This window comes from Methanosarcina sp. UBA289 (assembly GCA_002496565.1).
Lineage (GTDB): Archaea > Halobacteriota > Methanosarcinia > Methanosarcinales > Methanosarcinaceae > Methanosarcina.
This window is the reverse complement of the sequence record DAKJ01000018.1, coordinates 183,660-209,589: the sequence shown is the minus strand read 5'-3', so window position 1 is coordinate 209,589 and position 25,930 is coordinate 183,660. Positions and strand designations below refer to the sequence as shown.

Here is a 25,930-nt window from a genome sequence, read left to right as displayed (position 1 = left end):
ATATAAAATTCGTAATGTAACTGTCTACATTTATCTGGTTGATTTCAGGTTTTTTGTTTTCAATTTTGATAAGCGCCATTTGCCCTGGAGCTAAAGTTGTTATTTCAGTCGAATTCCCATAGGCGCTTTGGATCTATTCTCGCCAGCGCAACTTTAGTTTCTTACTATTAAATCAAATTTTATTATTTCGTATTAAATCGTAATAGTTTTATGTTATTAATATTTAAAGATTTTAACATCTAAAATTTTGTTTTTATTTGGGTAGATAACATGACAGACAACACTTATAGTCATACTAGAGACTTTTGGAGCAGCATCCGTAATCTGGCAGTTCGTTATCAGGATTTTTTACTTGATCCCGGAACATTGTTTACTGTGGCAAGCGGGGTCTTGCTTATAATAGCGATAGCTGCTTATCCAGAAAACATGCTGTCAGAAGGAAATAGCACGGATGAAGGTAACTGGTTATATCTATTATCTGCACTGGTTGGATCATCGTTTATATGGTGGTCTGCCTACCAGGGGATTAAAGAAAGGGACTTTACTGCTGATATCCCGGTTACTATCGCAACAATTGCTGCTATTGCTATCGGGCAGTATTCAGCTGCTGCAGTCGTAGCCGTACTTTTGCTTCTTGGGAGTATGCTGGAGGAGCTTGTTTCTGCGAGGGCAGGAAAGGCGCTTGAATCTCTGGCGAAACTATTGCCTGATAGAGTCACAGTCAGGCGTGACGGACATGATATTGTAGTGCCTCTTGAGGAAGTTAAAGTAGGGGATATTATCTTGGTCAAGTCGGGAGAACGTATTGCTGTTGATGGAACTGTTCTTTCAGGCACTGCTTCAGTAAATCAGGCTGCTATTACCGGCGAAAGTCTGCCAATCGATAAACAGGAAGGAGATACTGTTTTTGCAGGCACTCTTAATGAAGTAGGTGCAATGGAAATATTGGCCACTAAAGTTGGAAGTGAAATGACTCTTGGACAAATCCATCGTTTGATTGAGGAAGCGCAGACTCAGAAACCAAACGTAGAAAGACTCCTGAACAAACATGCTAAATTTTACACCCCTACTGCAATTATCTTAGGCGGCTTGCTTTGGTGGTGGAGTGGGGATCTGACACGAGCAATAACTATGCTTATCGTATTTTGTCCATGCGTGATGGTACTTGCTACGCCTACAGCACTGGTGGCTTCGGTTGGTAACGCAGCGTTAAGAGGTAATCTTATTAAAAAAGGAGCTACGATAGAATCTATGGCCAAGATAGATACCGTTATTTTTGATAAGACGGGTACACTTACCCAAGGTGAACCAAAACTTGCCAGTATCATAGCATTGAATAACAATAAAGATGAAGACTTATTGTTACTGGCTGCCATCGCAGAGAAATTCAGTGAGCATCCGCTTGGAAAAGCTATTGTCAAAGCTGCGGAAGAGAAGGGATTATTAGTCCCGGATCCAGAATCATTTGAATCCATATCAGGAATAGGCATAAGGGTTAAAACCAACGGAAAAAGCATTTTTGTAGGCCGTCTAAAACAAGCATCTGAATTTAATGTATCAATCTCTAATGAAGTTGAAGAAAGCATTACAAAACAATCTCAAACGGGTCATAATGTAGTCATGATAGGAATTGATTATGAAATCGCCGGGTTGCTAACGTTTGAGGATAAAATTAGGCCGGAGTCAAAAAAGTCTGTAATGAATCTTCATAGACTCGGAATAAAGACAATAATGATCACAGGTGACAGCAAAGTAGTTGCGAAACAGACAGCTAAAACTCTTGATATAAATGAGGTATATGCTGAAGTAATGCCCCAGGAAAAAGTCGAAATCGTAAAACGTCTACAGCTTGAAGGCCATAAAATTATCTTCGTAGGCGATGGTGTTAATGATGGTCCGGCCCTTGTCACGGCTGATGTAGGAATAGCCATGGGACTTACAGGAACAGATGTGGCAATAGAAACAGCGGAAGTTGGACTATTATCCGATGACCTTTTAAAAATTCCATATCTTATAAGTGTATCCAAGAAGGCAATAAGTACGATCTGGCAAAACGTTGTATTCTCGCTTAGCGTGCTCTCAATGGCAGTTATATTGACTATACCGGGCATACTTACACCCGTAACAGGAGCATTACTACATGAACTCTCATCAATTCCAGTGATAATGAACTCAGCAAGACTAATTACATATAGTCCAAAAGACTGAGAATGAACTAAAATTCTATCAGGTCTATTTCTTCTTGGTTGGGCATTAGCAGGTGGTTGATATATACGGCTTTTCTCATCCATAAGGAAATGTAATCTTTCTGAAAAAACAATAGCTGGAGGCCGTCTATAAGGATCTGAAGAAAGACATTTTTACAAGAAAGAGAAGGAAGAAGAGAAACCCTAAATAGATAAAAAGGTTAAGGGATTCCTGAGAAAATTTCAGTTTAAATACACGCGTTTTCATCCTTTCGGCGCAAGCTCTTCAGGGAACCACTCCTGAATCTCTTTTGGCATATTGAATTTTACATCCCGAAGTTCCCCTTCACTCATGTGCCTGTACATAACCCGCAGAACAGCCCGAATTACTTCAGCCGGGTTTACATTGTCATCGAACTCAAACTGAGCATGCACCCTTCTTGCAAACTCCTCTTTCTTAAACTTCTCTGGTTTATCTCTGAGAGTCCAGCCGTCATAATACATCCCTTTAACTAGAAGGGGCAACTGTGCCGCGAGATCAACCGCCTCTTCTGCCGGCAGCCTGTCTCTTATTGCATGCAGTGTACCCCTCAGTGCCTGATATGCACTTTCTTTACTCTGCCATCTTAATTGGCTCAGAATATCCCTGAGCCATATATTGGTCAAGTCGATACTATTGTCAAGATTCCTTACTCCTGTACTCGTTTCAAATCCCCCTTAGATTAAAAATAAATATCGTTTGGCAGAATTAAATTACGATCTGTATTTATATAAATAATATCTAAGAACAAAATTAGAAAAGGAATATCCGGGGCACAGCCAGATCTCATAATTAATAGGCTGAAAAAGACGCTCTGGTTTAACAGATCAGCAAGGTATTTCAATGCTTTACCAGATCAAGAACTTCTATGTCATCATTCAATTTTGAAATCACGTTGTGCTCAGCTCCTATAAATAATATCCCGGTTTGTTCATTATCTAGGGTCTTGTTTATCCTTGAAGCTATGTATGCATCTCTTTGTTCAAGTAAAAATTCTTTTTTTGCAATGTATTTCATTTTTGCCTCTTCCTTTTCTTTCGTGGAAGAATCCTTTAAAATCTCAAGCAATAGATTACGTTCTTCAATCAGAAGCTCGGGATTCTCAGTGGCAGTGATCTTGGCTCCCTTTGCTACCATTTTTTCGATAATCTGATAATTTTTACTTCCAAGCTCTGCTGTATTGTGAACAATTTTCATCCCTATTTCCCCTCCACATGGTAAGCCGTCTTGATAAATTATAGTATGCTCAAGATCCAAATTGAGTTGAAAAATTTCCTTTTCAAGTTCCTCCCAGAATTTTTCGATAAGCCTCTTATTTTCTTCCCATTTTTCCCTGCCAATTTTAGAAATAGTCTCCTGTATTAGTTTTTCACCTAAAGATCCCATATCTGCAGAGGTGTGGACAATCCTTACATATACAAGCTTTCTCATGTTTCCACGCTACCTAATTTTTTTACTTTTTAGGTGAGAATTATATTCCAAATAGTGATATAATCCCTAACATGTGACATAATTCCAAATATGTGACCTTATATAATTATAATTATGTCATCAGAGATTCACAAGAAGGCAGATTGATATCATGAATATCGAGATACTTAATTGTAAAAATATGTAAATTAAAAATTAACCTTTTTGAATATCAAAAATAAGCTTTAGTTATGTGATCTATCTTAAACACATTTACTTTCATTGAAAGCTTTCTTTGCGCGATCCGTATTTTTATCAGTTGACGATATCTCGTCAAAATCCCCACGCAAAGCTTTAAGTGCGTATTTTTCTAAATCTATTTCCTGCCTCGTTCGAATGCCAAATCTCCTGAGTATAGATACGGGAGGGCACCAGCCCTGTATGGCGTACTGAAGCATAAAGGTTGAAGCTATTGCAGGTAAAGTGAACCATATTCTACTTTTTTTTAAGCCAAGTACCAACCCTACTAAAGAAATCATAGATGCACGGACTTCAATATAACGTCCGATATCCCACTCCATATCAAGTTCTTCAATTCTTTTGCTTATTTCATAATCAGTCTTACTCGCATAAAACCTGACCATTGCAGCTATCTCTGTATCGATTGCCTGATTAATCTCAGGAGGCGTATTAGCCCGTACCCTGTCTCCTCTAATGAGCTCGCTGTAATCGATCATTTCGATTAAATTCCCCCCTCTTAATAACCATTTTTCAGTATATAGACCTAAGTTACCTTTTATTAAAAGAAAGTAGATATAAGCCCATATAAATTTAATCATAAAAATGAACTTTCAATACTCGTTTTTGTAATAGAAATAAAAGAGTTAAATGCACTTTTTCCCATTTCTTATTTTCTTAGTCACTGCAAAGAGAAAAATGCATTTTTATGCACAGAGGATAAATCCTGAAGGATAATTTCAGGTTTACCTCCTGTCTCAGAATTCGATCAATCCAGTAGGATAGTAAATTACTTCCACTCCTTCAAAATATACGCCTCCAGGATGCCTGTATTCGTTTGATCCACTCCAGTCAAAGTTCAGCCAGTATTGAATTTCGCCGTCTTCAAGCTCTCGATTTGAATACCAGATATTTTCGGCATAGTAATATCTGCTCTGTACATACCCGAGAATTTCAGATAAAGTTTCCTGGTTATTTCCTATGTAAAGTTCGGGATAGGCGTGCCCGTAAGTCTCATTTGTTGCAGTTACGACTCTTGTATTGAACCCCATATTTTTTAAAAGGGCAGATATTACTATAGAGTAGTCGTCACAATCCCCTTTATAACCTTCATTTATAGTCTGAGAGGCCTTAAAGAAAAAATCCGAGTTTTTTTCATAACGGTATTCCCAGTGCTGGTTCACGTAATCGAAAACATTACAGGCGTCTTTAATATTGTATCCTGAAGTCTTTCCGGTTATATTGAAAACTTCAGATGCAATTTTCTCATCGTCTGACACGATGCCTCTCTGGAAGTTTAGGGATAGTCGTCTGTATTCTTTGGGATAAACGACATTTGATTTTTCTTCGGTATAAGTCGGGATCTCTGGTACCTCAGGAGAAATGTAATCAGCCAGGTGTGCAGTGCTATCATTTTCCTCGGTCTTGTTTTGTTCTCCTAAGCCTGTCTCATCGGGCAAAGGGCTATCCATTCTGCCGGGTATTAACTCCTGTAAACTCTTTACCAGATCTTCGGGGTTCAGATCTGAAATTGGAATGTTATCATCAGTAGCGGTAGGACCTATACATCCGGAAGCAAATATAATAAGAAAAAGGAAACTTAATAACTTGAAAAATTTCGTCCTGATCACTTTGTCGACTTCCTAGATCAATATGAATAAATACATACACATAAACAAGGTCTTAATTTATATCTGCAGGTTTATGCTATAAAACATACAAAGTATAAATTTGTAAGCTCTTTCATTGCTAAATAAATTTATAAGTACGGTCTTGTAAGCTATAATTTGTAACAGTTGCTTATAAATCCATACTATAAGCTGAAAGCTCTGTAAATTTACATTTTTAAAAATATTTGATTATGATGGAGAGTTTGTACTTCAAGAATGAAACTTAAAACTTTTAAATTCTTCTTTTATTTTTCAAAAAAAGCCCACACTTACAGTAATCCAATCCTTCACAATATTTCCCACCCTTTTGAAAATTGGGACATGAAGTGCGATATTCGCATTTATTTTTCATTATAAAGGATAGTATGCTCATTTTTACACTTTCCAACATATATTATATACTTTGTTTAGATATATAAAATGTTCCATATCCCTGATCTTGTTTATATCTTCGTTTATATTGCCTTAATTTCAGCTTCTATTAATTAAGCAGCATCATAGGTTATCTTCAAGCTGACTATTTTGCTGATTTAGGAAAAAAGCATCCATTTAAATCTAAAAAGATGAATAGGTAGAACGTCGAAATCAAAAACTCAATCTCGTTTTGCCCAGTTTCCTTTGGAATTCTTCTCGTATACTTTCTTAACCTTGCTCCAAGCAATCTTATATGCAGTCTCTTCTCTTGTAAAGAATGGCACAAAGGGCCTCTCAGCGTTTTTTGCCAAAAAAACTGATTTTGTCGGGCTCGACAGTATAAACTCAGGGAACAGTAGGAAACAACTTTCTATCTCTCGCAGCTTTTTGATACTTATATAATTGACACTCGTATTACAAGTGCGCCGTACCAAATTAAAGGTTACATATAATGTAAAAATAATAAAATTAATAAATACTAACTTTATGTAAATATTATAATATTTTATCCATTTTAATACTATAAGCTAATGAAAACAACGAAAATAACACATTTCCTTCGGGCTATATTTTAACACCAATGAACTGCTTTTATTGATTTTTTCCTGTAAGAGTTTATTTAGTATATAGCTCCTGAAGACTTTTTATTGATGTTTTTCCCCCTGGTATTCTTGGAAGTGACCTCGGTTATTTTGAAATATGGCAGCCCTCTGATGGCCAGATGGGCCATAGCATCCTCAATATCGGATGCAGGCTCCCTAATCTTATCCGGGCCTGCTATGGCATTGAGCAGCTCCGCAAGTGCAGGGCTGTTCGAGCTCCAGGTGCCGTCGCTCCGGGTCTCGGCTTCAAAAATTTGCCATTCGATTTTAACTGACATAGTGTACCCCCTCTCAAATGTGCATTGTCCATTCAGACTTCACACTCAAAAAATAAAAACTCATTAATTATCAAATTTAATTATTATTATAAGCTTTTGCCTATAGTATTATACTAGTCTTATATTGTCCTTCTCTCATATATAACTCAACTTTCAAACTATAAGTATATATTTTAAGAAGAAAGAGTCAGGCGAAAAGAGGATTCACTGCGAGAAACTTACATTTTTACAGATTCCAGAATTGGTTTTAGTGGTTTAGAACTGTAAATTTCTGGTTTCTGGGATTTATGGCCCTTATAAGCAGATTAAAAGACCTAGCATACACTTATTAAAGTCTGCAGTTTTTTTCCATGTTTGTGTATCAACGTATCCTATTTTGATATTTATTCTTATTCTTCATATAAGGCTGGAAAAATATAAATATCCCTTTTATGTTTGAATTGACACTAATTTTACCCCCAAATCAATAGTAGTAAGCGGGAACACTCCTTATCTGTAATCAACGAGTTAATATTATACTAATTGTCGTATAACTCCATTATGTATTCATGATTTTAAAAAATAGCCGGGGTAAATGTAAAAAATTGAGGTGAATTTTTATAGCACCGATGGATATGATGATCTTTTTCCTAGAGATCGCTGTAATGCTCTTTATGGCACTATTATGCGGACAAGGAATGCGTATGCTTCGCCTTCCTGCAGTCCTTGGAGAACTCTTTGGTGGTATCATCCTCGGGCCGACAGTCTGGGGATGGCTCAGTCCAAGCACTTATAACTGGTTATTCCCAGAATCAGGGGCCATTTTCTATGGCAGGGATGCCCTTATCCAGATCTGCATGTTGTTCTTTTTATTTGCAGCAGGCTTGGAGATGAACCTGAGCTTGGTTAAGAAACGGAGCGTTAACATAGCCTGGGCAAGTTTGATGGGCATAGTGATACCGTTTGTATTGGGTTTCGGGATGATTTTCCTGTTCCCGGATATATGGAGAGATCATTTCCAGGGTAAATTAATGTTTTTCGCAATGTTCATGGGTACAGCACTATCAATATCCGCCCTTCCGGTTATCGCTAGAACTCTTATGGATCTGGATTTGATGAAGACAGACATGGGAATGATCATTACCGGCGCCGCAACCATCGATGATCTTGTAGGATGGTCATTATTTGCCTTTATTTTGAGCAATTTCGCACCTGAGAGCATATTAGACATCCCTCCTTACATGACCTTCGTTCTGGTATTTTTGCTATTTGCTTTCATGCTCACGGTAGGTAGAACCTTGGCTCAGAAAGTTCAAAAACGGTTGGAGTTTTCTCTGACTTGGCCGGGTTCTTTCCTCGGAATTACAACAGTTTTTATTCTATTAGCTGCAGCTTGTGCTGAAGCAATTGGGATACACGCTGTCTTTGGCGCTTTCTTGGTAGGTCTGGCATTTTCCCAAGGTCTGGAAAAGCGTGATGATGCGCATGAAATGATTCACCAGTTTGTCATGTATTTTTTTGCCCCTCTTTACTTTGTTTCAATTGGGCTGCGAGCGGATTTTGTGGCATCTTTTGACCTAACTCTTGTGCTTGCAGTTCTTATGATCGCATGTATAGGAAAGATATTCGGTGTGACACTTGGTTTGATAATCAGTAAACTACCACTGAGGCAGTCTGCCGTCATAGGCGTTGCCATGAACGCAAGGGGTGCTATGGAGATGATACTTGCTACCGTTGCCAAGGATGCTGGACTTATCGACGACCAAGTGTTCGTGGCTTTGATTATTATGGCGCTGCTTACATCCTTATTAACAGGCCCGGCAGTCAGCCGATTAAGTGGTTTTGGTCATTATGAGGCTGATTAAATGTTATCAAGCTTTTTTAAAGCCAAGAAATTTTTTATTTTTATTCCTGTTTAGGAAGTAGTTCTCTTCCTATTTCAGGAATCTTTTTAATATTTAGAAAAATTTTCACGGAAATGTCGAGATCCCAATTCCTGTTTTACCAGATCTTATCCATAATTTCTATTAGTGGTTTGAACTGGCGCGAGTATGACTAGAAAAACAATAATGGCAATACAAATACAGTAAAGTTAATATCTAAAAAGTGATAACGAATTGGTTTATACATAATACCGATTTATACATAACCAATATCATTGAATTAAGGGGTTAATACATAGTTATTGGGCGGATATGATGCAAAGTAATGATCTTATTAAAGAGCAGATACTACAGCTAAAAATAGAAATTTCGCAGTTAGAAGCTGAGGTTAATAAATTGCAAATTATGATAAACGAAAAAAAATATGCTTTGAACAGATTATCTGAGCTCTTAGAAATAAGGGGTGTGGCTTTAAATGACAATAAATGAGTCTATATGTGAAAATAAGTGAGTATTTACGCTACTATATGTATTTAATGTCATTATATGAAACTTGGTATCAATTGGAGAATATTATCAATAAATGAAAATCTATGAACGTAGGTATAGTCCAAAATATTGATGTGCCAACTTAATCCCTTATATCAAACTAAAAAATAAAGATCACTATTATTAGAAAGGCCATGAGATTCTTCGAATGATGAGCACAAATAAGTGAAAATACTTGAGAGTATTTTTATGCCAAATAAGTAGAAAATAATTCAGCTTTAATTCTATTATACGAAATGTTTTATAAACTCTGCAAACAATTTTTTAGATTCCTCGAATCCTTTGCTTATCCCATCTAGGTAATCTTCGGTATGATGTAGTTTTTCAAAAACGATTGTGCCTAAAAGAAGGCCAAATCTATCTTGTAAGCTCTTTATCTTTGAATTCCAATCTTCTTTTAGATTGAAATAAACAAATTTTTCCGCATTCTCTTCAAAAGTATCCTTAGCTATTTCAAGTCCTTAGTTTATTCCTTCTTTATAATCTGAATAAGGTTGTCTCTCTTTATTCCTCTAAATCAGCTTACTGAATACTTTGACTGCATCTTTAGCTTTTTGCTCCTTCAATTTACCCTCTCCCTATTTTTAAAAACAAAAAAACTATTCATGCCATAGAAGAAGTCTTGACCCCTGCTTAAATTAATCTTGTTTCCAGATAATTAATTGATACACTATTTATTATACTTTATTCAGTTCCAGTTTCAGGAATTTTTGCTTTTAAATGGATTAACTTTCCTTTTTAAATTATAAACTTTTCATAGATTCTGCTTCTACCCCTCTTTCAAATCCAACTCGTTCATATAATCTGAATGCGCTTTCTTCTTTTCTTCCGGTTAGTAATACAACTTTATAACGATTATTCCACTTTGCAGTCTCTAAAGCCTTCTATAATTTGGCATACTTGGGAAAATAGAATTGAAAAATTGAGAGATGAGAAAAATTATAAAGTAAAGGGAAAGCTTATGATATTTTCTATCAACATATGCAAATATAAAAATATTTGGAAACAGCCTATGTTAAATAAAAAATATAATGCAAGCTAAAAAGTGAAGTTTAAAAAATTAAAAAGCAGAGAGAAGTGAAATATAATCTAAGATAAAAATAGAAAGGGAAATTTATAAATATTAAGTTTACCTCTTCCACTTCTTCATCTGCTCTTCACGCCATTTTTCCATTGCTTTCCAGATGGGCAGAGGATCAATGCCATGAACTTTGATATATTCTTCCCGCATATACTCATTCATATTTCCGTCTACGAAGCGTAATGTAGCCTGATCTGGCTGCAGTCTTGCTCCTGTTGGTATTGCTACAGGGTTTATGCAAACATCTGCACAGTACCGCCATTCTTCCCCACCGCCTGTTGATTCTATCCTGAATGGTTTTCCGCAGTTCGGACATACTCCGAATATTGTCTGTTCTTCTTTCTGGTCCATAACTTCCCCCTTTATGACTGAAAAAATTCCAATTCATCTAAATATTGCATAGGAAATTATATATTCCATTTTATATATCTATTTTTGTCTGAATTTCAATATTTTTTAATTTCCCTTGCTCGCACATTTTGACATTATTCTACTTGCTTTTCAGAATAGTGCATATCTTCATTTTAATTGGAGAATGCAGAAAGCGTAGATAATCAAGAAAAATGTAAAGAATATAAAAAGTATAAAATGAAGAAAAATTTAGAGAATTAAATAGGTAAAGCTGGTTTTATCCAGATCTAAAAATTAGATTAATTCTTTCCTTCTATTTTACTATATTTCAAACATCTCCAGGCAAAAAGCTTACAGCTGCAGAACAAAATTGTAAAACATATAGACAAAAACAACAATGTGCATATTGAGATTTGTATTTCGATCGGCGACGTTTTACTTGCTCCTTCTTACCTTCAATATAGTATTAAGAGCACGATATTGTACATCCTTATTTATTATTTTCGGTATGTATCTCTCTTTAAAGATTTCAAATCTATTTAAGTACCTTTACAGCCGGCAAGGTAGATTCGGAAGAAGTTCGCTTAATCCTGGTTTTACTGGCTCTTGCTTGTGAATATTCTTATTTTTCGGATTTTTTTTCTGGCAGGGTTGCAGTTTCCGCAGGTGATAATCTTCCAGAAGGCTTCAAACTTAGCTTTTTTCCTCGACTAGCGGGCTGGTTCTGGCGATACTTTACAAATTTGTAATATCCCTACACTCTGGGTTCCCAGGAGTGAGTTCAAAGGTTCCTTTTCAATCTACCTGGATTCTTCCATAAACTTAGCTTCTTCTCTTACCTGGCCTGTTTCTTTCCTTCGATTTTCGAATACCCTTCTTCTAGATTTCTATTCCTTCCTTATTTTCTGTAGCGACGATTACACTCAATAACAGTAAAAATTCTAAGCTCAATCCAAAAAATAATAGAGCTTTTAAGCTAAATAACGGCTGTGAAAATTTTTATGTATTCTCTGGAAGAAATGATTCTTGTATGAATTCTTTAAATATTTTTTTAGATCTTTCAAATCCAGTATGTACTCCGTCCAAACGCTGCTCCGAACAGTTCGGTTTTTTTGACAGGGCGATGCCATCTAAGAGCTGGTTAAAGTTGTTCTCTAGGTCTCTTACTTTTTCAGCCGGATCATCGTCCGGGACGGAAAGAGAAAGTTTTTCCAAATTATCCTCGAAAGTATATTTGGCTATATCCAAGCCTTTATTAATTCCCTCTTTAAAGTCTGAATAAGCCTGATAATCTTTATTCATTTCAATATAAGTGTTAAATTTCCTAATTAGATTCTTTATTTCTTGTGTATCCAAAATCCTCGCTTCCTTTTTTCCTTTTTTAATGATTTTGATTTTTAAACTACTTTTTTAGGTTGAAAATACAGGGTTTACAAGAATTTCAAATTTGTAGAAACACTAAACTACAAGTTTAAATTATGAGTCTTGAATATTAGTTATCGTAAAAAAATTAAATCAGGTACTTTTTGCACTTTGCATAAAAAAAATGTACGGCATTAAAATAAATTCTTATATATAAAAATAGTATTTACAGGTATATTAAACTTTTGAGATATAATTGGAGACTATCGTATTTCAGATCTAACTAAAATATAGGAAATAATTTTAATGAGTATCTAGAAAGTCCCATCATTATCTACATAAATTATACGCATCAGAAACCCACTTGCAACAAACCCGGTCAATCCATAAATATAGTTTTTAGAAAGTTCCACAAAATTAATTATGAGATACGCAAAAAAAGCATTCCACACAGGAAAAATCCTATTAATGCGATCCTTGCCTGAGATTGAGTTTTAAATTTTAATTTGAACGGTCCACTGGGATCCATCCCACCGTTTTTAATAGTGTCATTTGTCTTCTTGATGCACCAGCAAAGGGAGAGTTCCATAAGAGCAAAAATAAAAATTGTAGGATATAGAGATTGCTGCCATCCCTGGTCTATATACAGATTGAACACTGAGTAGCAAGCTATTATAAAAATCCATGCGTAATATTTTCTTAATTTCTTTTCGAGGGAGGGAATATCACGTGTCTCTTTCATGCCGCCTTTTACTCCCATTTAACTTAACATTATACACTTTTATAGACTCCTGAAGCTGATTATTTACATCTATACTCGCTTTAATGATTATATTCAAAAATATAAATAAGTAACTTGGGTTAAAGCTGAGCAACTAATTTCCTCAATATTGATCATGGTATGTATTTAGAAAAGTTTGCTCACAAATAATTTTATATACAAATAACTAGAAATTTAAATATATGAAAGGATTTTCTATAAATATTGAAGAAGCCACTCTGGAGAATGGCAATTTCCGCAAGGTACTCTATACCTCAAAGTATAGCCAGCTGGTACTTATGAGCCTCAAGCCCGGGGAAGAAATCGGGATGGAAGTGCATGAGGAAAATGATCAGTTTTTCCGTTTTGAACAGGGGAAGGGGAAATGCATAATTGACGGCAATGAATACGAACTGAGTGACGGAGTTGCGGTAGTTGTGCCAGCCGGTGCTCAGCACAATATCATCAACACTTCGGAAACGGAAGAGCTGAAGCTCTATACGATCTATTCGCCGGCACATCACAAGGATGGAATTGTGCGTGCCACGAAAGAAGAAGCCGAAGCCAATGAAGCCGAATTCGACGGAATAACTACAGAATAAGGTCTAGGGAGCGGGAATAACGATTAATTCCTGCTACGGTCATTGAAGATACAACAGAATATGTAGCATTAAGTGCTTTTATTATGAAGCACTTTTATTTTTTTCTTCTTTTTTGTAACTATCTTTTGTCTCTATACTTAGTAGATTTTGCTCGCGAATTTAGCCCGGATACGTTTGCGTCCAACCCATCGATGTTTCAATCCTTGTTTTAATGGATCTTGCTCGCGAATAAAGTTTGCGATTGCCATTGTTTTGACGAAACTTGCGAAGTTTCAATCCTTTTTTTAATGGATCTTGCTCGCGATTAAATGATCGTATATCAACGAAAATTAGTGATAGATAGTTTCAACCCTTGTTTTAATGGATCTTGCTCTCAGATCTGGAATAATTTACCACGATGGAACAACATTTCTTTTTTCATCACTTCGGCGCGGCAGAAACAATGACTTATAAATATGGTCATCTCTTACCATTTTTTTACTGACCAATATACATATAAGGAAAGCATACCCAATTTTGCATCTAAGTGGTACTATGCCAGATATGCTCAGAGGCATTACGATCGATGACGTGACAACCCGAGATATGGATGATGCAATCTGGGTGGAAATCACGGAAAACGGTGGCTGGCACGTCGTAGTTATGATCGCGGATGTCGCAAAGGTAATTTCCAAGCATTCAGAGCTTGATCGACTTGCAATGTCTCGGATTGAGACCAGGTATTATGCAAATGGTAACAGCCCGATGTTACCCCTGCGGCTTGCAGACGAGAAGCTTTCCCTGTGGCCAGAAGAGTCGAAGTATGTCCTCGCCGTGGATATCGTCCTCGGCATGAACTTGTCAATCCTCGAAACAAGGCTTTTGCGGACTGTTATGATCAGCGAAGCCCAGTTAGCCTTTTCTGACATCCCCCACATTCTCTCTGATAGGGAGCACACGCAGCACGCTCTCATCAAGCTCGCAAGCCAGCTCGCGAATGACCTTTTAACGCAGCGCCGCAACCGTGGTGCTCTGGCATTCTACGATTTAGGGCGGGGGTTGGTGACAAACGAAGAAGGATCTCTGAGGCAACTGAGACACAGGGAGGATACCATCGGCTACATCATCATCCAGGAGCTGATGATTCTCGCTAATATGGCCGTAGCTGAGTACGCAGTCAAAAATAACATTCCTATCCTTTTCCGTAACCATACAGCCCGGAGCGCTACCCCTGAGCGGGGGGATTTAATGAAGTTGCTCGAAAGCATCACTGTCATCCCCGAGGTAAACATAGCTACTGTCAGGCATACTACGTACATGATGCTCAACAGAGCGGAATATGGCCCCGTCATCTTGGGCCATTTCGGACTGAACCTCGGTGCGTATACCCACTTCACCTCGCCCATCCGAAGGTATGCTGATCTTGTGAATCACCAACAGATCCGGGCGTACATCCAGAACGAACCCTTGCCCCATTCTAAAGAGAAGATTCAGGCAATTGCATCGCATATCAATCTGATGCACCTTGAAAACGACAGAGCTAAAAGCAAGTACATGAAGGAAAAGGCGTATAGAAAAGCTGAGTCGGCCATCCTGAGGAATTGGATAGAGGATGCAAGCGATACAGACTTCGAGCGCATCACCAAACTCCTTATTCGTGGAGGGGAGGACTGCCCCGAGGCCTACTGCGATGCTTTCCGGAAACGCCTTGGCAAGCTGCCGATCATCTGTGCAGAGCTAGTACTATTGCAAGCCCCTGATGGCGAAAGATGGACTGAACTTAGAAGAGCATTGCTGGAGGAAATTGCAACTGCTCCTCACAAGGCGGTCTCGATCTTCGACATTGCGCAACATATACTGGGCTGGCAGATGCCCGTATACGAAGTAACCAAAAATATCCGTGGCAATTTACCGGTGTTCACTGCCCAGAGCGCCATCAGAATAAGTAATAGAGAGTACCAGTCTGCTGTATACGAGGACTTGACAAAGAAAGGCGCCACTCAGCGGGCATCCGTAGGCCTGCTCGCGGCTGTTCTGGGCTTACCAGCTCCGGACTTGGAGATCATGATAATAGATTCGTCGGCCAGTAATGAAGAAGTGACGATTAACACATCAAAAGATCCGATTTTTGCCTTGCAGGAGTATTGTCAGGCAAAGAAACTTCCCTTGCCAGCTTATTCATTTAAGGCGGAAGGGCCTACCTGCAAACCTATCTTTACCTGTACCTGCACCTTTGGCTCCTCGACTAGCCTCGGACAGGCAGGAAAAAAGCAAAGGGCTAAACGGCTAGCGGCTAGAGAAATGATATACACTTTAGTGTCCGGAAGTTGATATCGAGTTCGAGGTTGTAATGGGAAGCGCCGTGGTTCAATGGGTCTTGCTCACGAATAAGAATTTTGTTGGATAGCCCGAAAACTATCCCTGTTTCAATCCTTGTTTTAGTGGATCTTGCTCACGAATTTTTTTACTCCGAGTGGGATCGCTAAACCTTGTAGTTTCAATCCTTGTTTTAATGGATCTTGCTCACGAATTTGGAAAGCGAGGGATCTCAGACTCAGGAAGAAGGTTTCAATCCTTGTTTTAATGGATCTTGCTCACGAATTCTTTTTTGAACTGTATGCTTCGGGCGGGAGCCTGTTTCAATCCTTGTTTTAATGGATCTTGCTCACGAATATGTTGTTTTGCCGTTGGATCTTGCGAATGTTGGAAAGTTTCAATCCTTGTTTTAATGGATCTTGCTCACGAATACATTGGGTTATACGAGTTGGAAAATGTTAAACTATGTTTCAATCCTTGTTTTAATGGATCTTGCTCACGAATTTATCATATGTTCTGTTCTCCGAAAATTATTATGTGTTTCAATCCTTGTTTTAATGGATCTTGCTCACGAATAGTTTGAGGCGCTCCAGCGGGCAATGCGCGAAGCGACTCAGGTTTCAATCCTTGTTTTAATGGATCTTGCTCACGAATACAATCTGAAAAATTGGGGCAACTGGGTCATTTTTAGTTTCAATCCTTGTTTTAATGGATCTTGCTCACGAATCCACGGCCTGGCCTCCTCATATAGTCTGAACTATTCCAGTTTCAATCCTTGTTTTAATGGATCTTGCTCACGAATAAGTAACCTTATAATAATCCATGTACAGAAAACATGTTTCAATCCTTGTTTTAATGGATCTTGCTCACGAATAGATCCGAAATCTATACTTGTGATGTTGCAACTCTGTTTCAATCCTTGTTTTAATGGATCTTGCTCACGAATGTGGAAAACACAAGTACTGTCAAAGCATTGTCATCTGGTTTCAATCCTTGTTTTAATGGATCTTGCTCACGAATCCTGTCCACAAACATACAAAACAAGGTTGCAATAGTTTCAATCCTTGTTTTAATGGATCTTGCTCACGAATACTACACCCTTGACTGAAGAAAAACGAGACCGATTGTTTCAATCCTTGTTTTAATGGATCTTGCTCACGAATCAAGGCCTTCTCGCTGTACCTCCGTGCTCCCCAAGAGTTTCAATCCTTGTTTTAATGGATCTTGCTCACGAATGAGTAATATTCTTGGATTTAAGATTATAGAGGGTGATGTTTCAATCCTTGTTTTAATGGATCTTGCTCACGAATTTGTTTCCGACTCTAAATCGTTTGGAAAATAAAAGTTTCAATCCTTGTTTTAATGGATCTTGCTCACGAATAGATTCTCAAATAGTGTGGAAAATGGACTTGCTATGTTTCAATCCTTGTTTTAATGGATCTTGCTCACGAATTCACTAAAATGTTTCAAAAATTAAAAACATTTATACGTTTCAATCCTTGTTTTAATGGATCTTGCTCACGAATAGGCCATGGTCTAACATTGAATGAAGCAGAAAATGGTTTCAATCCTTGTTTTAATGGATCTTGCTCACGAATGAGTTGTAGGAATTTAACAGCGTTTTTATTATTTAGGTTTCAATCCTTGTTTTAATGGATCTTGCTCACGAATTGAAAAAAGAACTATTACTTACTTTCCTGAACGTGTGTTTCAATCCTTGTTTTAATGGATCTTGCTCACGAATTTTTGGAGATTATATATTGAACGTATGCGTTCGATTGTGGTTTCAATCCTTGTTTTAATGGATCTTGCTCACGAATGATACCAAACATAAATTTATCTCCATTTATAAAGTGTTTCAATCCTTGTTTTAATGGATCTTGCTCACGAATGAAGATTTAGTAGTTTGCCCGAGTTCCTTGAATGCGGTTTCAATCCTTGTTTTAATGGATCTTGCTCACGAATTTTCAGAGAGGATCTGACTGATTCCATCGACGGTTTGAGTTTCAATCCTTGTTTTAATGGATCTTGCTCACGAATCTTTCCCATACGATAATGCAGTGCCGTACGAGGTTTCAATCCTTGTTTTAATGGATCTTGCTCACGAATTTTTCGCCTCTTCTTTCTCACGCACTTCAGGAGAAGTTTCAATCCTTGTTTTAATGGATCTTGCTCACGAATTTTATCGCAGGATATTCGGGTATGAGCTGACTAATAGTTTCAATCCTTGTTTTAATGGATCTTGCTCACGAATACAGTTTGGAGTCATTTCGTCATTATCCGATACAAGTTTCAATCCTTGTTTTAATGGATCTTGCTCACGAATTTGAATTATAACCGGAAAAAAAATAACATTCCGTAATGTTTCAATCCTTGTTTTAATGGATCTTGCTCACGAATTTTGTTCTTCAGATTTTCGTTTTTGAATCGCCAGTTTCAATCCTTGTTTTAATGGATCTTGCTCACGAATAAATTCCCGCTTGAAATTCCATTGCCCCAATTTCGTCGTTTCAATCCTTGTTTTAATGGATCTTGCTCACGAATTATTATTTGAGGCAGTTGACGAACTTTCGCCTGGTTTCAATCCTTGTTTTAATGGATCTTGCTCACGAATTTTTAATAAGGCTACTTCATACGAAAAAGCCAGTTTCAATCCTTGTTTTAATGGATCTTGCTCACGAATTTGTAGTGTATGGATAGTATGGACGCGAATAAAACATGTTTCAATCCTTGTTTTAATGGATCTTGCTCACGAATATAGATTCACCATTTAATAATATCACATCGATAAAAGTTTCAATCCTTGTTTTAATGGATCTTGCTCACGAATCAGATTTTGTATTGAATCTGGAAACTGATAAGGGTTTCAATCCTTGTTTTAATGGATCTTGCTCACGAATTGCATCAGGTACAGGTATCTGCAATTTGTTAGGGTCGTTTCAATCCTTGTTTTAATGGATCTTGCTCACGAATCCGCCCACTTGCACCAAAACCATGTACTTCAGATTGTTTCAATCCTTGTTTTAATGGATCTTGCTCACGAATAATACCTCGACTGTATACGATTTCTCCACATTCGAGTTTCAATCCTTGTTTTAATGGATCTTGCTCACGAATGTGTTGTCAAATCGGTTCAAAAATCGAAAGACAGGTTTCAATCCTTGTTTTAATGGATCTTGCTCACGAATAATCAAGATACCAAACATAATTTACCCCACTTATAATGGTTTCAATCCTTGTTTTAATGGATCTTGCTCACGAATAATGACCCAGACGGAATTGTAGATGCATTAGTAATGTTTCAATCCTTGTTTTAATGGATCTTGCTCACGAATTTCATCCAGGAAAAAGAACAAAGGCATATTATCCTTGTTTCAATCCTTGTTTTAATGGATCTTGCTCACGAATTAAGGCTCTTCAGACTGGTAGAGATGCCGGTAAAACGTTTCAATCCTTGTTTTAATGGATCTTGCTCACGAATAATCAGGATGATATATCATGGAGTATACATTCACTTAGTTTCAATCCTTGTTTTAATGGATCTTGCTCACGAATACACTTGCTCTTGATCCTGATGCTGACATTGAACAATGTTTCAATCCTTGTTTTAATGGATCTTGCTCACGAATACTCCAAAAAAAGAAGGGGTTGATTATCCCCAAAAGTGTTTCAATCCTTGTTTTAATGGATCTTGCTCACGAATCCCGTTTGTTTCTGTGCCAACGCCTGTCCCAAATTCATGTTTCAATCCTTGTTTTAATGGATCTTGCTCACGAATTCTCCTGTCGATGGCGTATGGGATCACCTTCTCGGAGAGTTTCAATCCTTGTTTTAATGGATCTTGCTCACGAATGCTTGTATAACCTTTCGAGGACTCTTTATTTTCATAAGTTTCAATCCTTGTTTTAATGGATCTTGCTCACGAATCCAAGATCGATGTTTGGAAGACGTGATGTAATTCAGTTTCAATCCTTGTTTTAATGGATCTTGCTCACGAATTGATGCTGTATTGACTGCTCAGATAGGGCCTCTAAAGTTTCAATCCTTGTTTTAATGGATCTTGCTCACGAATAAGAAAATAGTTATTGAAATCGAGGTAAAAAATATGTTTCAATCCTTGTTTTAATGGATCTTGCTCACGAATGCAAAAAACATCCGAATTCACGACATGAAGCTGTAGTTTCAATCCTTGTTTTAATGGATCTTGCTCACGAATGGTCATATTACATAGGAAGAGCGTTTAATGAATTGTTTCAATCCTTGTTTTAATGGATCTTGCTCACGAATAGGGCAAAATTTTCCGCTATTTGGCCAGAAAAGGCCTGAAATGAGCCCTTTTTTGGGACTAAAATTCTTGCTGGAAAATTATCAAACCCTTTATAAATACAAGAAAAACTTCTCATACGCAGATATTCCGATAACAGCAATCTACGCATTTTCTAGAAGATCTGGAAGTCTTGGGATATAAGCCTTTTTGAACGATATCGAGTATTTCTTCGATAATTTTCTCAGCCTTTTTGAAATCAGAAATAGTAATCTCCATTTCTTTGACCAGGCTGTTGCTGCGAGTGAAACAGATGTAAGCACGGTTTACTTCAATATTGTAATTTTCCCGGATCAAAAGAGCCTGCAAAACCAGCTGAAACTTATAGGTTTTAAAAATCTTGTCTTTATACTCGGCAAATTTGTATTCAAGAGGAGCAGCAGTCTCGTCTTCAAGAAAAAGCACCTCGTCAACTATTCCCTTTATATGGTGTTGTTTTGAAGCAATGAAGACGTCACTTTCTTTCCTCATGCAGTTAAGTTTTTTCCTCACGTAATCCCTGTTGGTTAGTTTCCTTGTTTCATGGACCTCGCGGCCTTTGATAACCTTGAACCTTTTCTCTTCATGCTGGGGAATATCGAGACAGTACATATAGTAGATAAAGCGGGGGCAAAAAAGGTATTCAAGCACATCCGAAATTCTAATTATTGACCCGGAATCTTTATCAGAATCAGGCTCAATATATGTCCTTTCTTCACCATCGGGGTCATTTTCAAGAGCTATTTCTTCACAGCCTATTTCAGCCCGCTGATTACTTACCGTACATTCAGAATTCGTCATAAATACCTCAAAACTCAGAAGAATTTGGTAATCACTTCATCACTGACAAGCTCCTTATCAAAAGCCTGACCAAGCAGCTGGACTTTCTTGAATGACTGCTCGTCCATCGGGAAAATATATACAGAATCATGTTCGGCGTCAATTAGTTCTTCGCACTCAAGGCCCAGAGAGTCTCTGTCATTTGTGTTCAGGTCTCCTAAAAATACACTTTTCTGAACCCTGTAAAGCCCATAGCTTTTACAACGGTCACTTACTTTTTGGCGAGTCCTGTTATCCGTAATGTCATATATTACCCAGACAAGCAAACCCAGTCCCCTCATTTTTACTTTTATCGAATTATTACTCTATCAAATTATTATGTTATCATTTCACAAACTTATCGCGTTAAAAATTTTATTTCCCGATCAGGCTGTTTGCAATCCTGTGGCAATCGAACTGGATTGTGTTTCCAATTTTTATGTTCCTTCCCTTGTAGCTTATTTCTTTATCAAAAGTTTCATTGACAGCCTGGATGAGGACGGCTTTACCTTCCTTATTGAGGGTCATGCCATTCGGGATCTCATCAAAAAAGCTGTCCGAAACCTGCTTTTTCGAAAAAAGGTTGAAAACTGTCCTGTCAATGTGGATGCGATACATCTCAATAAGGTCAAACACAAAAGATTTCTTATTATAGTCATCTGTGTGGTTAAAACCTACATAAGGGTCAAGCCCTGCTATAATGCACGCTTTTTCCACCTTTGAATACAAAACCCCATATCCATAATTTAAAAGGCAATTGAACTCATCCTTTGCAGGATTTCGGCTTCTGCCATTGAATTTCCACCTGTCAGGCAAAAGAAAACTCAAAGCCTCAAAATAGTGCCTGGAAGCCATTCCTTCAAGGCCCATTATTTTTCCCCTCATCTCATCAAGTTTTCCCTCAAGAGCTTCAAGCTGGGCTTTCATATCTTCCATTCCGGAAATATAATCATCAAGCTCGTCCTTCTGGTCAGGCCTGTTCTTTTTGAGGTCTTTCAAGAAAAGGATCTGGCTGTCAATCTTCTGTTCAATCCAGCCTTTTGCAAGCCTGAACCCTTCCGGCTCTTCCGAAATTTCAAGCTGCCTTCTTCTTATGTAAGTTGTGCTTCCAAGTTTTGAGTGCCAGACTCTGCCGTAAGGGTCCCCGAAGTTATCCAGAAAAATGATGTCGATATTGTTTTCTACTGCAAATTTGATCGCATCGGTTGTTATGGTTGCAGATGTTGTAATTAAAATGCTTTCAACTTTCCTTTCAGAGACTTCGAAGGTCTTGTCGTCAACTTTTACAAGAAAACAGTTGTTTTGTTTTTTAAGATAGGAGCCGTGGGTGTTGATTACAAGCTGCATCTTTTCACCGTTCCAAAACCGCGAGATACGGATTTTCCAAGGCCGAAATAGTCAGGGATAAGAAAATTTACCATAAACTCCCCTTTGAACGTAGCGATTTCCATTCCTTTCATTTTACTAGAACTTGGGTTCAAATTAATCTCGCATTTGATCTGTTTCGGAACAGTATAACTAAGGGACTTGGACATTGAAAGTATATTTCCGACTAGGGTCTTTCGAAGGAGTTCTTTTTGTTCGGCAGTTCCTATTTTCTTGTATCGATCGGTAAAATTTTCCTGATTGAGAGCAAACCAGGGAGTCTCAAATCTATAGGTATGGAATTTGTCTGAAATGCCGAAATCCTGTTCTTTAAAAGATATTTTCTTTTCCAGGATTTCATATGTCGATTCATCTAGCTCGATTTTTTCATATTTATTGAAAATTTCCTGCAGGACTTCTACGCCCTCATTTATCCCGAGAACTAGAGGAATACCTTTCAAAATTTTATATTGAACTAAAGGATACATGTAAATTACTTTATCACAAGTATGTTGATGCAAAAGTGTGTATTCATTAAATCGGGTTGCGAAAAACCCTCGAAGTTTTGAGGCGTTTGTTTCTACTTTTCGGTCAGGAACGAGAGTTAAAGTTAGCGTTTCAACTTTCATGTTAATCACACATCATGGTGGGCTTCAATTCAAAGGCAAAACCGGTTTCAGAATCATAATAATGTTTTATTTGTTCAAAAGGAATATATCCTATATTGAGATCCTCTAGTTCTTCACAGAAAAAGTCTTTTTTAGGCACCGAGATGACGTATTCATTGAATTTTTTCCTGATGGATAGAAATTTCTCTTTTCTATCCAGTGGATTTTTAAGAGATTTCATTACGAGGTATTCTTTCCAGATTTCAGCAGCTTCTTCATCTTTTTCTACAAATACATCTATTTTTTCGTATCCTGTTTTATCATCTATTAGCCTGAAATCGGATGTAAGAGTTTTGAATTTAAGCTCATTTATGTATGAGAGTAGCTCTTTGGACTCATCTTCACTTGAAGTATCTTTAACTTTCCTGAAATAGTTGTTATTTAAAAAAAGCAGGTCTTTTTCATAAATTTCTGAAGGAAATTCTTTCAATACTTCCTTTGTTTTGTCAATGAGAAAACTCGAATATATATATCGATGAAACTCTTTCCTTTCATCTTTCAGAACCACAATGTTTACTTGTCCTTGATAATTCTTGGAAGAGTTCCTGTTACATCTCCCTGAAACCTGATTTAGCGAGTCAATTGTGGCAAAATCCCTGTAAACAACATCCACGTCGATATCTACTCCAGCTTCTATAAGCTGAGTGCTAACAATAATTTTTCTTTTTTCCGACTTTTCTTTAATCTTCTTAATTTTCTTAAGCCTCTCTTTTGGGATAATGTTAGTAGAAAGATAATAATAATCACTATTTTCAAATTCTAAATTTTTTAAATGGTTAAACACCTCAAGCGAAGATTTAACAGTGTTCAATACAAACAAAAAGTCCTTTTCAGAATTATTTTTGACTTCAGACTCAATTATTTCCTTGAAATGATCCATATCCATTGGATTCAGATTTATATTTAACTTAACTCGGTCAAATTCTCTGAAATACGTATCTTTATTTTTTACCAGCTCAACAATTTCTCCCTTATCAGGATCAAAAATGAGGGGTTGAGTTGCTGTTACAAAAATGAAGTACGTATTAAAATATTCTGCAAAACCCGAAATGATCCGTTTTAACAATAGCCAGTACTTATGAGGAATTGACTGGATCTCATCAAGTATTACAATCGAATTTGCAATTGTATGAAATTTCCTGAGTGAGCGATTTTTATTAGACACAATTGTGTGAAAAAACTGGACAAATGTAGTTACGATTATCTCAGCGTTCCACCCCTCGATTAAAAATAAACCTTTAAGACCTTCAAATTCTTCATCGTCTTGCGTTCTATAAAATATATCTGCAAGGTGATGATGTTTAAGTAACACCTCCTCAGAAGGATTTGCAGTCTCAACTATTTTAAAGACATCTTCAAAAACATCGTAGTTCTGGTCTATGATGCTCAGAAAAGGTAGAGAATAAATTATTTTTGCCTTGGTTCTTTTTTCCTCTCTTAATTTTGCTCTCAATTTTAATGCAAAAGAAAGTGATGTGAGAGTTTTTCCTGAACCTGTAGGGACACTTATTGAATATATTTTATTATCAAGATCAAGCTTCTCGATATTTTCTGTGACTTCCTCATAAATTGCGTTACGAACTTTATTCATTATACCTTCATTATTTTGGAAACCCTTTTCCACCTTATACTTATCCACAAGTTCAGGTGAAATTTCGATTTCACTGGAAACATCGATAGAAGATGCATCTATCTTATCAGAGTTTATAAGAATTGAGTAAAGAGTTAATGTAACTAAATAATAGCCTGTAAATTGCTCCTCTTTGAGCAATTTTATGAATTTCCTTCTATTTTTTAAAATTTCTTTAGCAATGGAATGGTACTCATTGCAGAAAGTATCTATGTCAAGAGAAATATCATACTCATCGAGTAACTCTTCATATATTGTTTTCAATTCACTTGTATCTAATGACTTTATTTGAAGATCAATAATTTCAAGAGTATTTTCATCTATTAGTTCTCTTATTTCATCTTCGGCGTCTTTTAAGTTCCCATGATGCCTTTTTACAATTAGGTATCCTATGATAGGAATATATTCCAGAATATTTTTATCATTGAGTGAATTTACATACTTTTTTAATATGTAATAGGTAAAAATAGCTGAGATAAGGCCATGATGGTATTCTTTTTTATTTTTTAAGCTCCTTTGGATGGAAGGATTAGTCTCCAAAAGATATCTTTGAAAATACTCTGTGCCTTTCCCAAAATCGTGACAAATCCCTATAAGAAATGTTATTTTAGAAAAAACATTTTCATCAATTCCAAACTTTTCCAGTGATAAACTTTTCTCCTCACTGGTCGAACTAGATTTGTTTCCTACGTTGGATAAGTGTTTAAACAATAGTTTATCGGGATGGGAACGGAGATGGAAATCACATGAAGACAATTCCTTCTCCATTCTCAAGCCTCCAGAGATTACTTACATTAGCAAGAATGCATTTTGCATTTTTTTCAAACAAAATTTTGCCATATTCTGTAACTTCCCTATTTGGAAGCATTTCTAGTGGAATAGTTTCTGAAAAATACTCTTTTCCTTCTTCAAAACTGATTTTTATTAGATCTTTTTCAGGAATTACAGAATGAATTTCTCCCTCGTAATCTGAAAGTTCACTGACAGCTTCCATTTCTCCTATGAATTCATAATTAGCAATGTGTTCACTCAGACCGAGGCACAGAGTATACACCGATTTGTGTTCTTTTAACATAGAGTAAAGTTTGTTATATACTTCTTCAGAGGAATGAGAAACATAAACCCTATATTTTACATCTTTTAATACTTCGAATCTTATCTGGGTTCTGGTCTTTATCCTGCTCATTAAAGGAGCAATTTTAGTATCTATTAAATTTTCTGCAATTCTGGTCTTTTTGATAGGATGACTTATTTTTACCGCAATATTTGCCTTTTCTTTAGAGAAATACTGCAGATACTCATCTTTTCCAAATCCTTCTATGGCACCAATCATTCCCGCAATAGCCGTCCTAGGAGGAATAGAATATGTAAGGGGAGAGGTTGTAGTATAGTGTTTTCGGAAATGGCCGAATTCTCCCCATACATCGAACACTAATACTTTCATGT

General features: G+C 36.9%; 20 protein-coding genes and 1 CRISPR repeat array. Of the genes, 5 read left to right on the top strand and 15 right to left on the bottom strand.

What is annotated here, in order from left to right:
* Window positions 1-270: 270 nt before the first annotated feature.
* Window positions 271-2,208, top strand: coding sequence for a heavy metal translocating P-type ATPase (locus BP549_RS08830; protein ID WP_292379902.1), 1,938 nt, complete (start codon window positions 271-273; stop codon window positions 2,206-2,208).
* A gap of 242 nt (window positions 2,209-2,450) precedes the next feature.
* On the opposite strand, the gene BP549_RS08825 is transcribed toward BP549_RS08830, so the two are convergent.
* From BP549_RS08825 to BP549_RS08800, 6 genes are all read right to left on the bottom strand, one after another.
* A complete protein-coding gene (locus tag BP549_RS08825; RefSeq protein WP_292373982.1) occupies window positions 2,451-2,852 on the bottom strand; it encodes a DUF2267 domain-containing protein in 402 nt (133 codons plus the stop codon).
* Window positions 2,853-3,066: 214 nt separating this feature from the next.
* A complete protein-coding gene (locus BP549_RS08820) occupies window positions 3,067-3,657 on the bottom strand; it encodes a hypothetical protein (RefSeq protein WP_292379900.1) in 591 nt (196 codons plus the stop codon).
* 242 nt (window positions 3,658-3,899) lie between these two features.
* Window positions 3,900-4,475 (bottom strand): hypothetical protein, encoded by a 576-nt coding sequence (locus tag BP549_RS08815; protein ID WP_292379898.1) that lies wholly within the window; start codon window positions 4,473-4,475, stop codon window positions 3,900-3,902.
* A gap of 156 nt (window positions 4,476-4,631) precedes the next feature.
* A complete protein-coding gene (locus BP549_RS08810) occupies window positions 4,632-5,345 on the bottom strand; it encodes a transglutaminase-like domain-containing protein (protein WP_292379895.1) in 714 nt (237 codons plus the stop codon).
* A gap of 791 nt (window positions 5,346-6,136) precedes the next feature.
* Window positions 6,137-6,268 carry a ChaB family protein gene (locus BP549_RS08805; protein ID WP_292379894.1) on the bottom strand — a complete coding sequence of 44 codons (132 nt, stop codon included), beginning with the start codon at window positions 6,266-6,268 and terminating at the stop codon, window positions 6,137-6,139.
* A 308-nt stretch (window positions 6,269-6,576) separates the two neighbouring features.
* Window positions 6,577-6,837 (bottom strand): hypothetical protein, encoded by a 261-nt coding sequence (locus BP549_RS08800; RefSeq protein ID WP_292373992.1) that lies wholly within the window; start codon window positions 6,835-6,837, stop codon window positions 6,577-6,579.
* A gap of 608 nt (window positions 6,838-7,445) precedes the next feature.
* Here BP549_RS08800 and BP549_RS08795 point away from each other — a divergent pair.
* Entirely contained in the window at window positions 7,446-8,681 is a 1,236-nt protein-coding gene (locus BP549_RS08795; protein ID WP_292379892.1) for a cation:proton antiporter, read from the top strand.
* Window positions 8,682-9,011: 330 nt separating this feature from the next.
* A complete protein-coding gene (locus BP549_RS08790; RefSeq protein ID WP_292373995.1) occupies window positions 9,012-9,188 on the top strand; it encodes a hypothetical protein in 177 nt (58 codons plus the stop codon).
* A gap of 1,189 nt (window positions 9,189-10,377) precedes the next feature.
* Here BP549_RS08790 and BP549_RS08785 read toward each other — a convergent pair.
* The 3 genes from BP549_RS08785 to BP549_RS08775 form a co-directional block, all read right to left on the bottom strand.
* Window positions 10,378-10,680: a hypothetical protein gene (locus BP549_RS08785; protein WP_292379891.1), complete on the bottom strand. Its 303-nt coding sequence runs from the start codon at window positions 10,678-10,680 to the stop codon at window positions 10,378-10,380.
* Between the two features lie 999 nt (window positions 10,681-11,679).
* Window positions 11,680-12,036, bottom strand: a complete 357-nt coding sequence (locus tag BP549_RS08780) for a hypothetical protein (protein ID WP_292379889.1) — start codon at window positions 12,034-12,036, stop codon at window positions 11,680-11,682.
* A 427-nt stretch (window positions 12,037-12,463) separates the two neighbouring features.
* Window positions 12,464-12,784, bottom strand: coding sequence for a hypothetical protein (locus BP549_RS08775; RefSeq protein ID WP_292379886.1), 321 nt, complete (start codon window positions 12,782-12,784; stop codon window positions 12,464-12,466).
* Window positions 12,785-13,005: 221 nt separating this feature from the next.
* Between BP549_RS08775 and BP549_RS08770 the strand changes: the two genes are divergently transcribed.
* Window positions 13,006-13,404, top strand: coding sequence for a cupin domain-containing protein (locus tag BP549_RS08770; RefSeq protein WP_292379884.1), 399 nt, complete (start codon window positions 13,006-13,008; stop codon window positions 13,402-13,404).
* Window positions 13,405-13,938: 534 nt separating this feature from the next.
* Complete coding sequence (locus tag BP549_RS08765) at window positions 13,939-15,714, top strand: RNB domain-containing ribonuclease (protein ID WP_292379883.1); 1,776 nt, start codon at window positions 13,939-13,941, stop codon at window positions 15,712-15,714.
* 92 nt (window positions 15,715-15,806) lie between these two features.
* A CRISPR array of direct repeats spans window positions 15,807-19,986; the repeat unit is 37 nt; unit sequence GTTTCAATCCTTGTTTTAATGGATCTTGCTCACGAAT.
* Between the two features lie 112 nt (window positions 19,987-20,098).
* Here BP549_RS08765 and cas4 read toward each other — a convergent pair.
* The 6 genes from cas4 to cas5b form a co-directional block, all read right to left on the bottom strand.
* Complete coding sequence (cas4, locus tag BP549_RS08760; RefSeq protein ID WP_292379882.1) at window positions 20,099-20,803, bottom strand: CRISPR-associated protein Cas4; 705 nt, start codon at window positions 20,801-20,803, stop codon at window positions 20,099-20,101.
* Between the two features lie 14 nt (window positions 20,804-20,817).
* Window positions 20,818-21,123, bottom strand: coding sequence for a CRISPR-associated endonuclease Cas2 (gene cas2 / locus BP549_RS08755; protein ID WP_292379880.1), 306 nt, complete (start codon window positions 21,121-21,123; stop codon window positions 20,818-20,820).
* A 73-nt stretch (window positions 21,124-21,196) separates the two neighbouring features.
* Entirely contained in the window at window positions 21,197-22,168 is a 972-nt protein-coding gene (gene cas1 / locus BP549_RS08750) for a CRISPR-associated endonuclease Cas1 (RefSeq protein ID WP_292379878.1), read from the bottom strand.
* Window positions 22,156-22,815 (bottom strand): CRISPR-associated endonuclease Cas6, encoded by a 660-nt coding sequence (locus tag BP549_RS08745; protein WP_292379876.1) that lies wholly within the window; start codon window positions 22,813-22,815, stop codon window positions 22,156-22,158. The genes cas1 and BP549_RS08745 overlap by 13 nt, the downstream gene beginning before the upstream one ends.
* A 1-nt stretch (window position 22,816) precedes the next feature.
* Entirely contained in the window at window positions 22,817-25,252 is a 2,436-nt protein-coding gene (gene cas3 / locus BP549_RS08740) for a CRISPR-associated helicase Cas3' (RefSeq protein WP_292379873.1), read from the bottom strand.
* The gene (gene cas5b / locus BP549_RS08735) at window positions 25,227-25,928 is read right to left on the bottom strand and encodes a type I-B CRISPR-associated protein Cas5b (protein ID WP_292379871.1); all 702 of its coding nucleotides are present in this window, start codon (window positions 25,926-25,928) and stop codon (window positions 25,227-25,229) included. The genes cas3 and cas5b overlap by 26 nt, the downstream gene beginning before the upstream one ends.
* Window positions 25,929-25,930 lie beyond the last annotated feature (2 nt).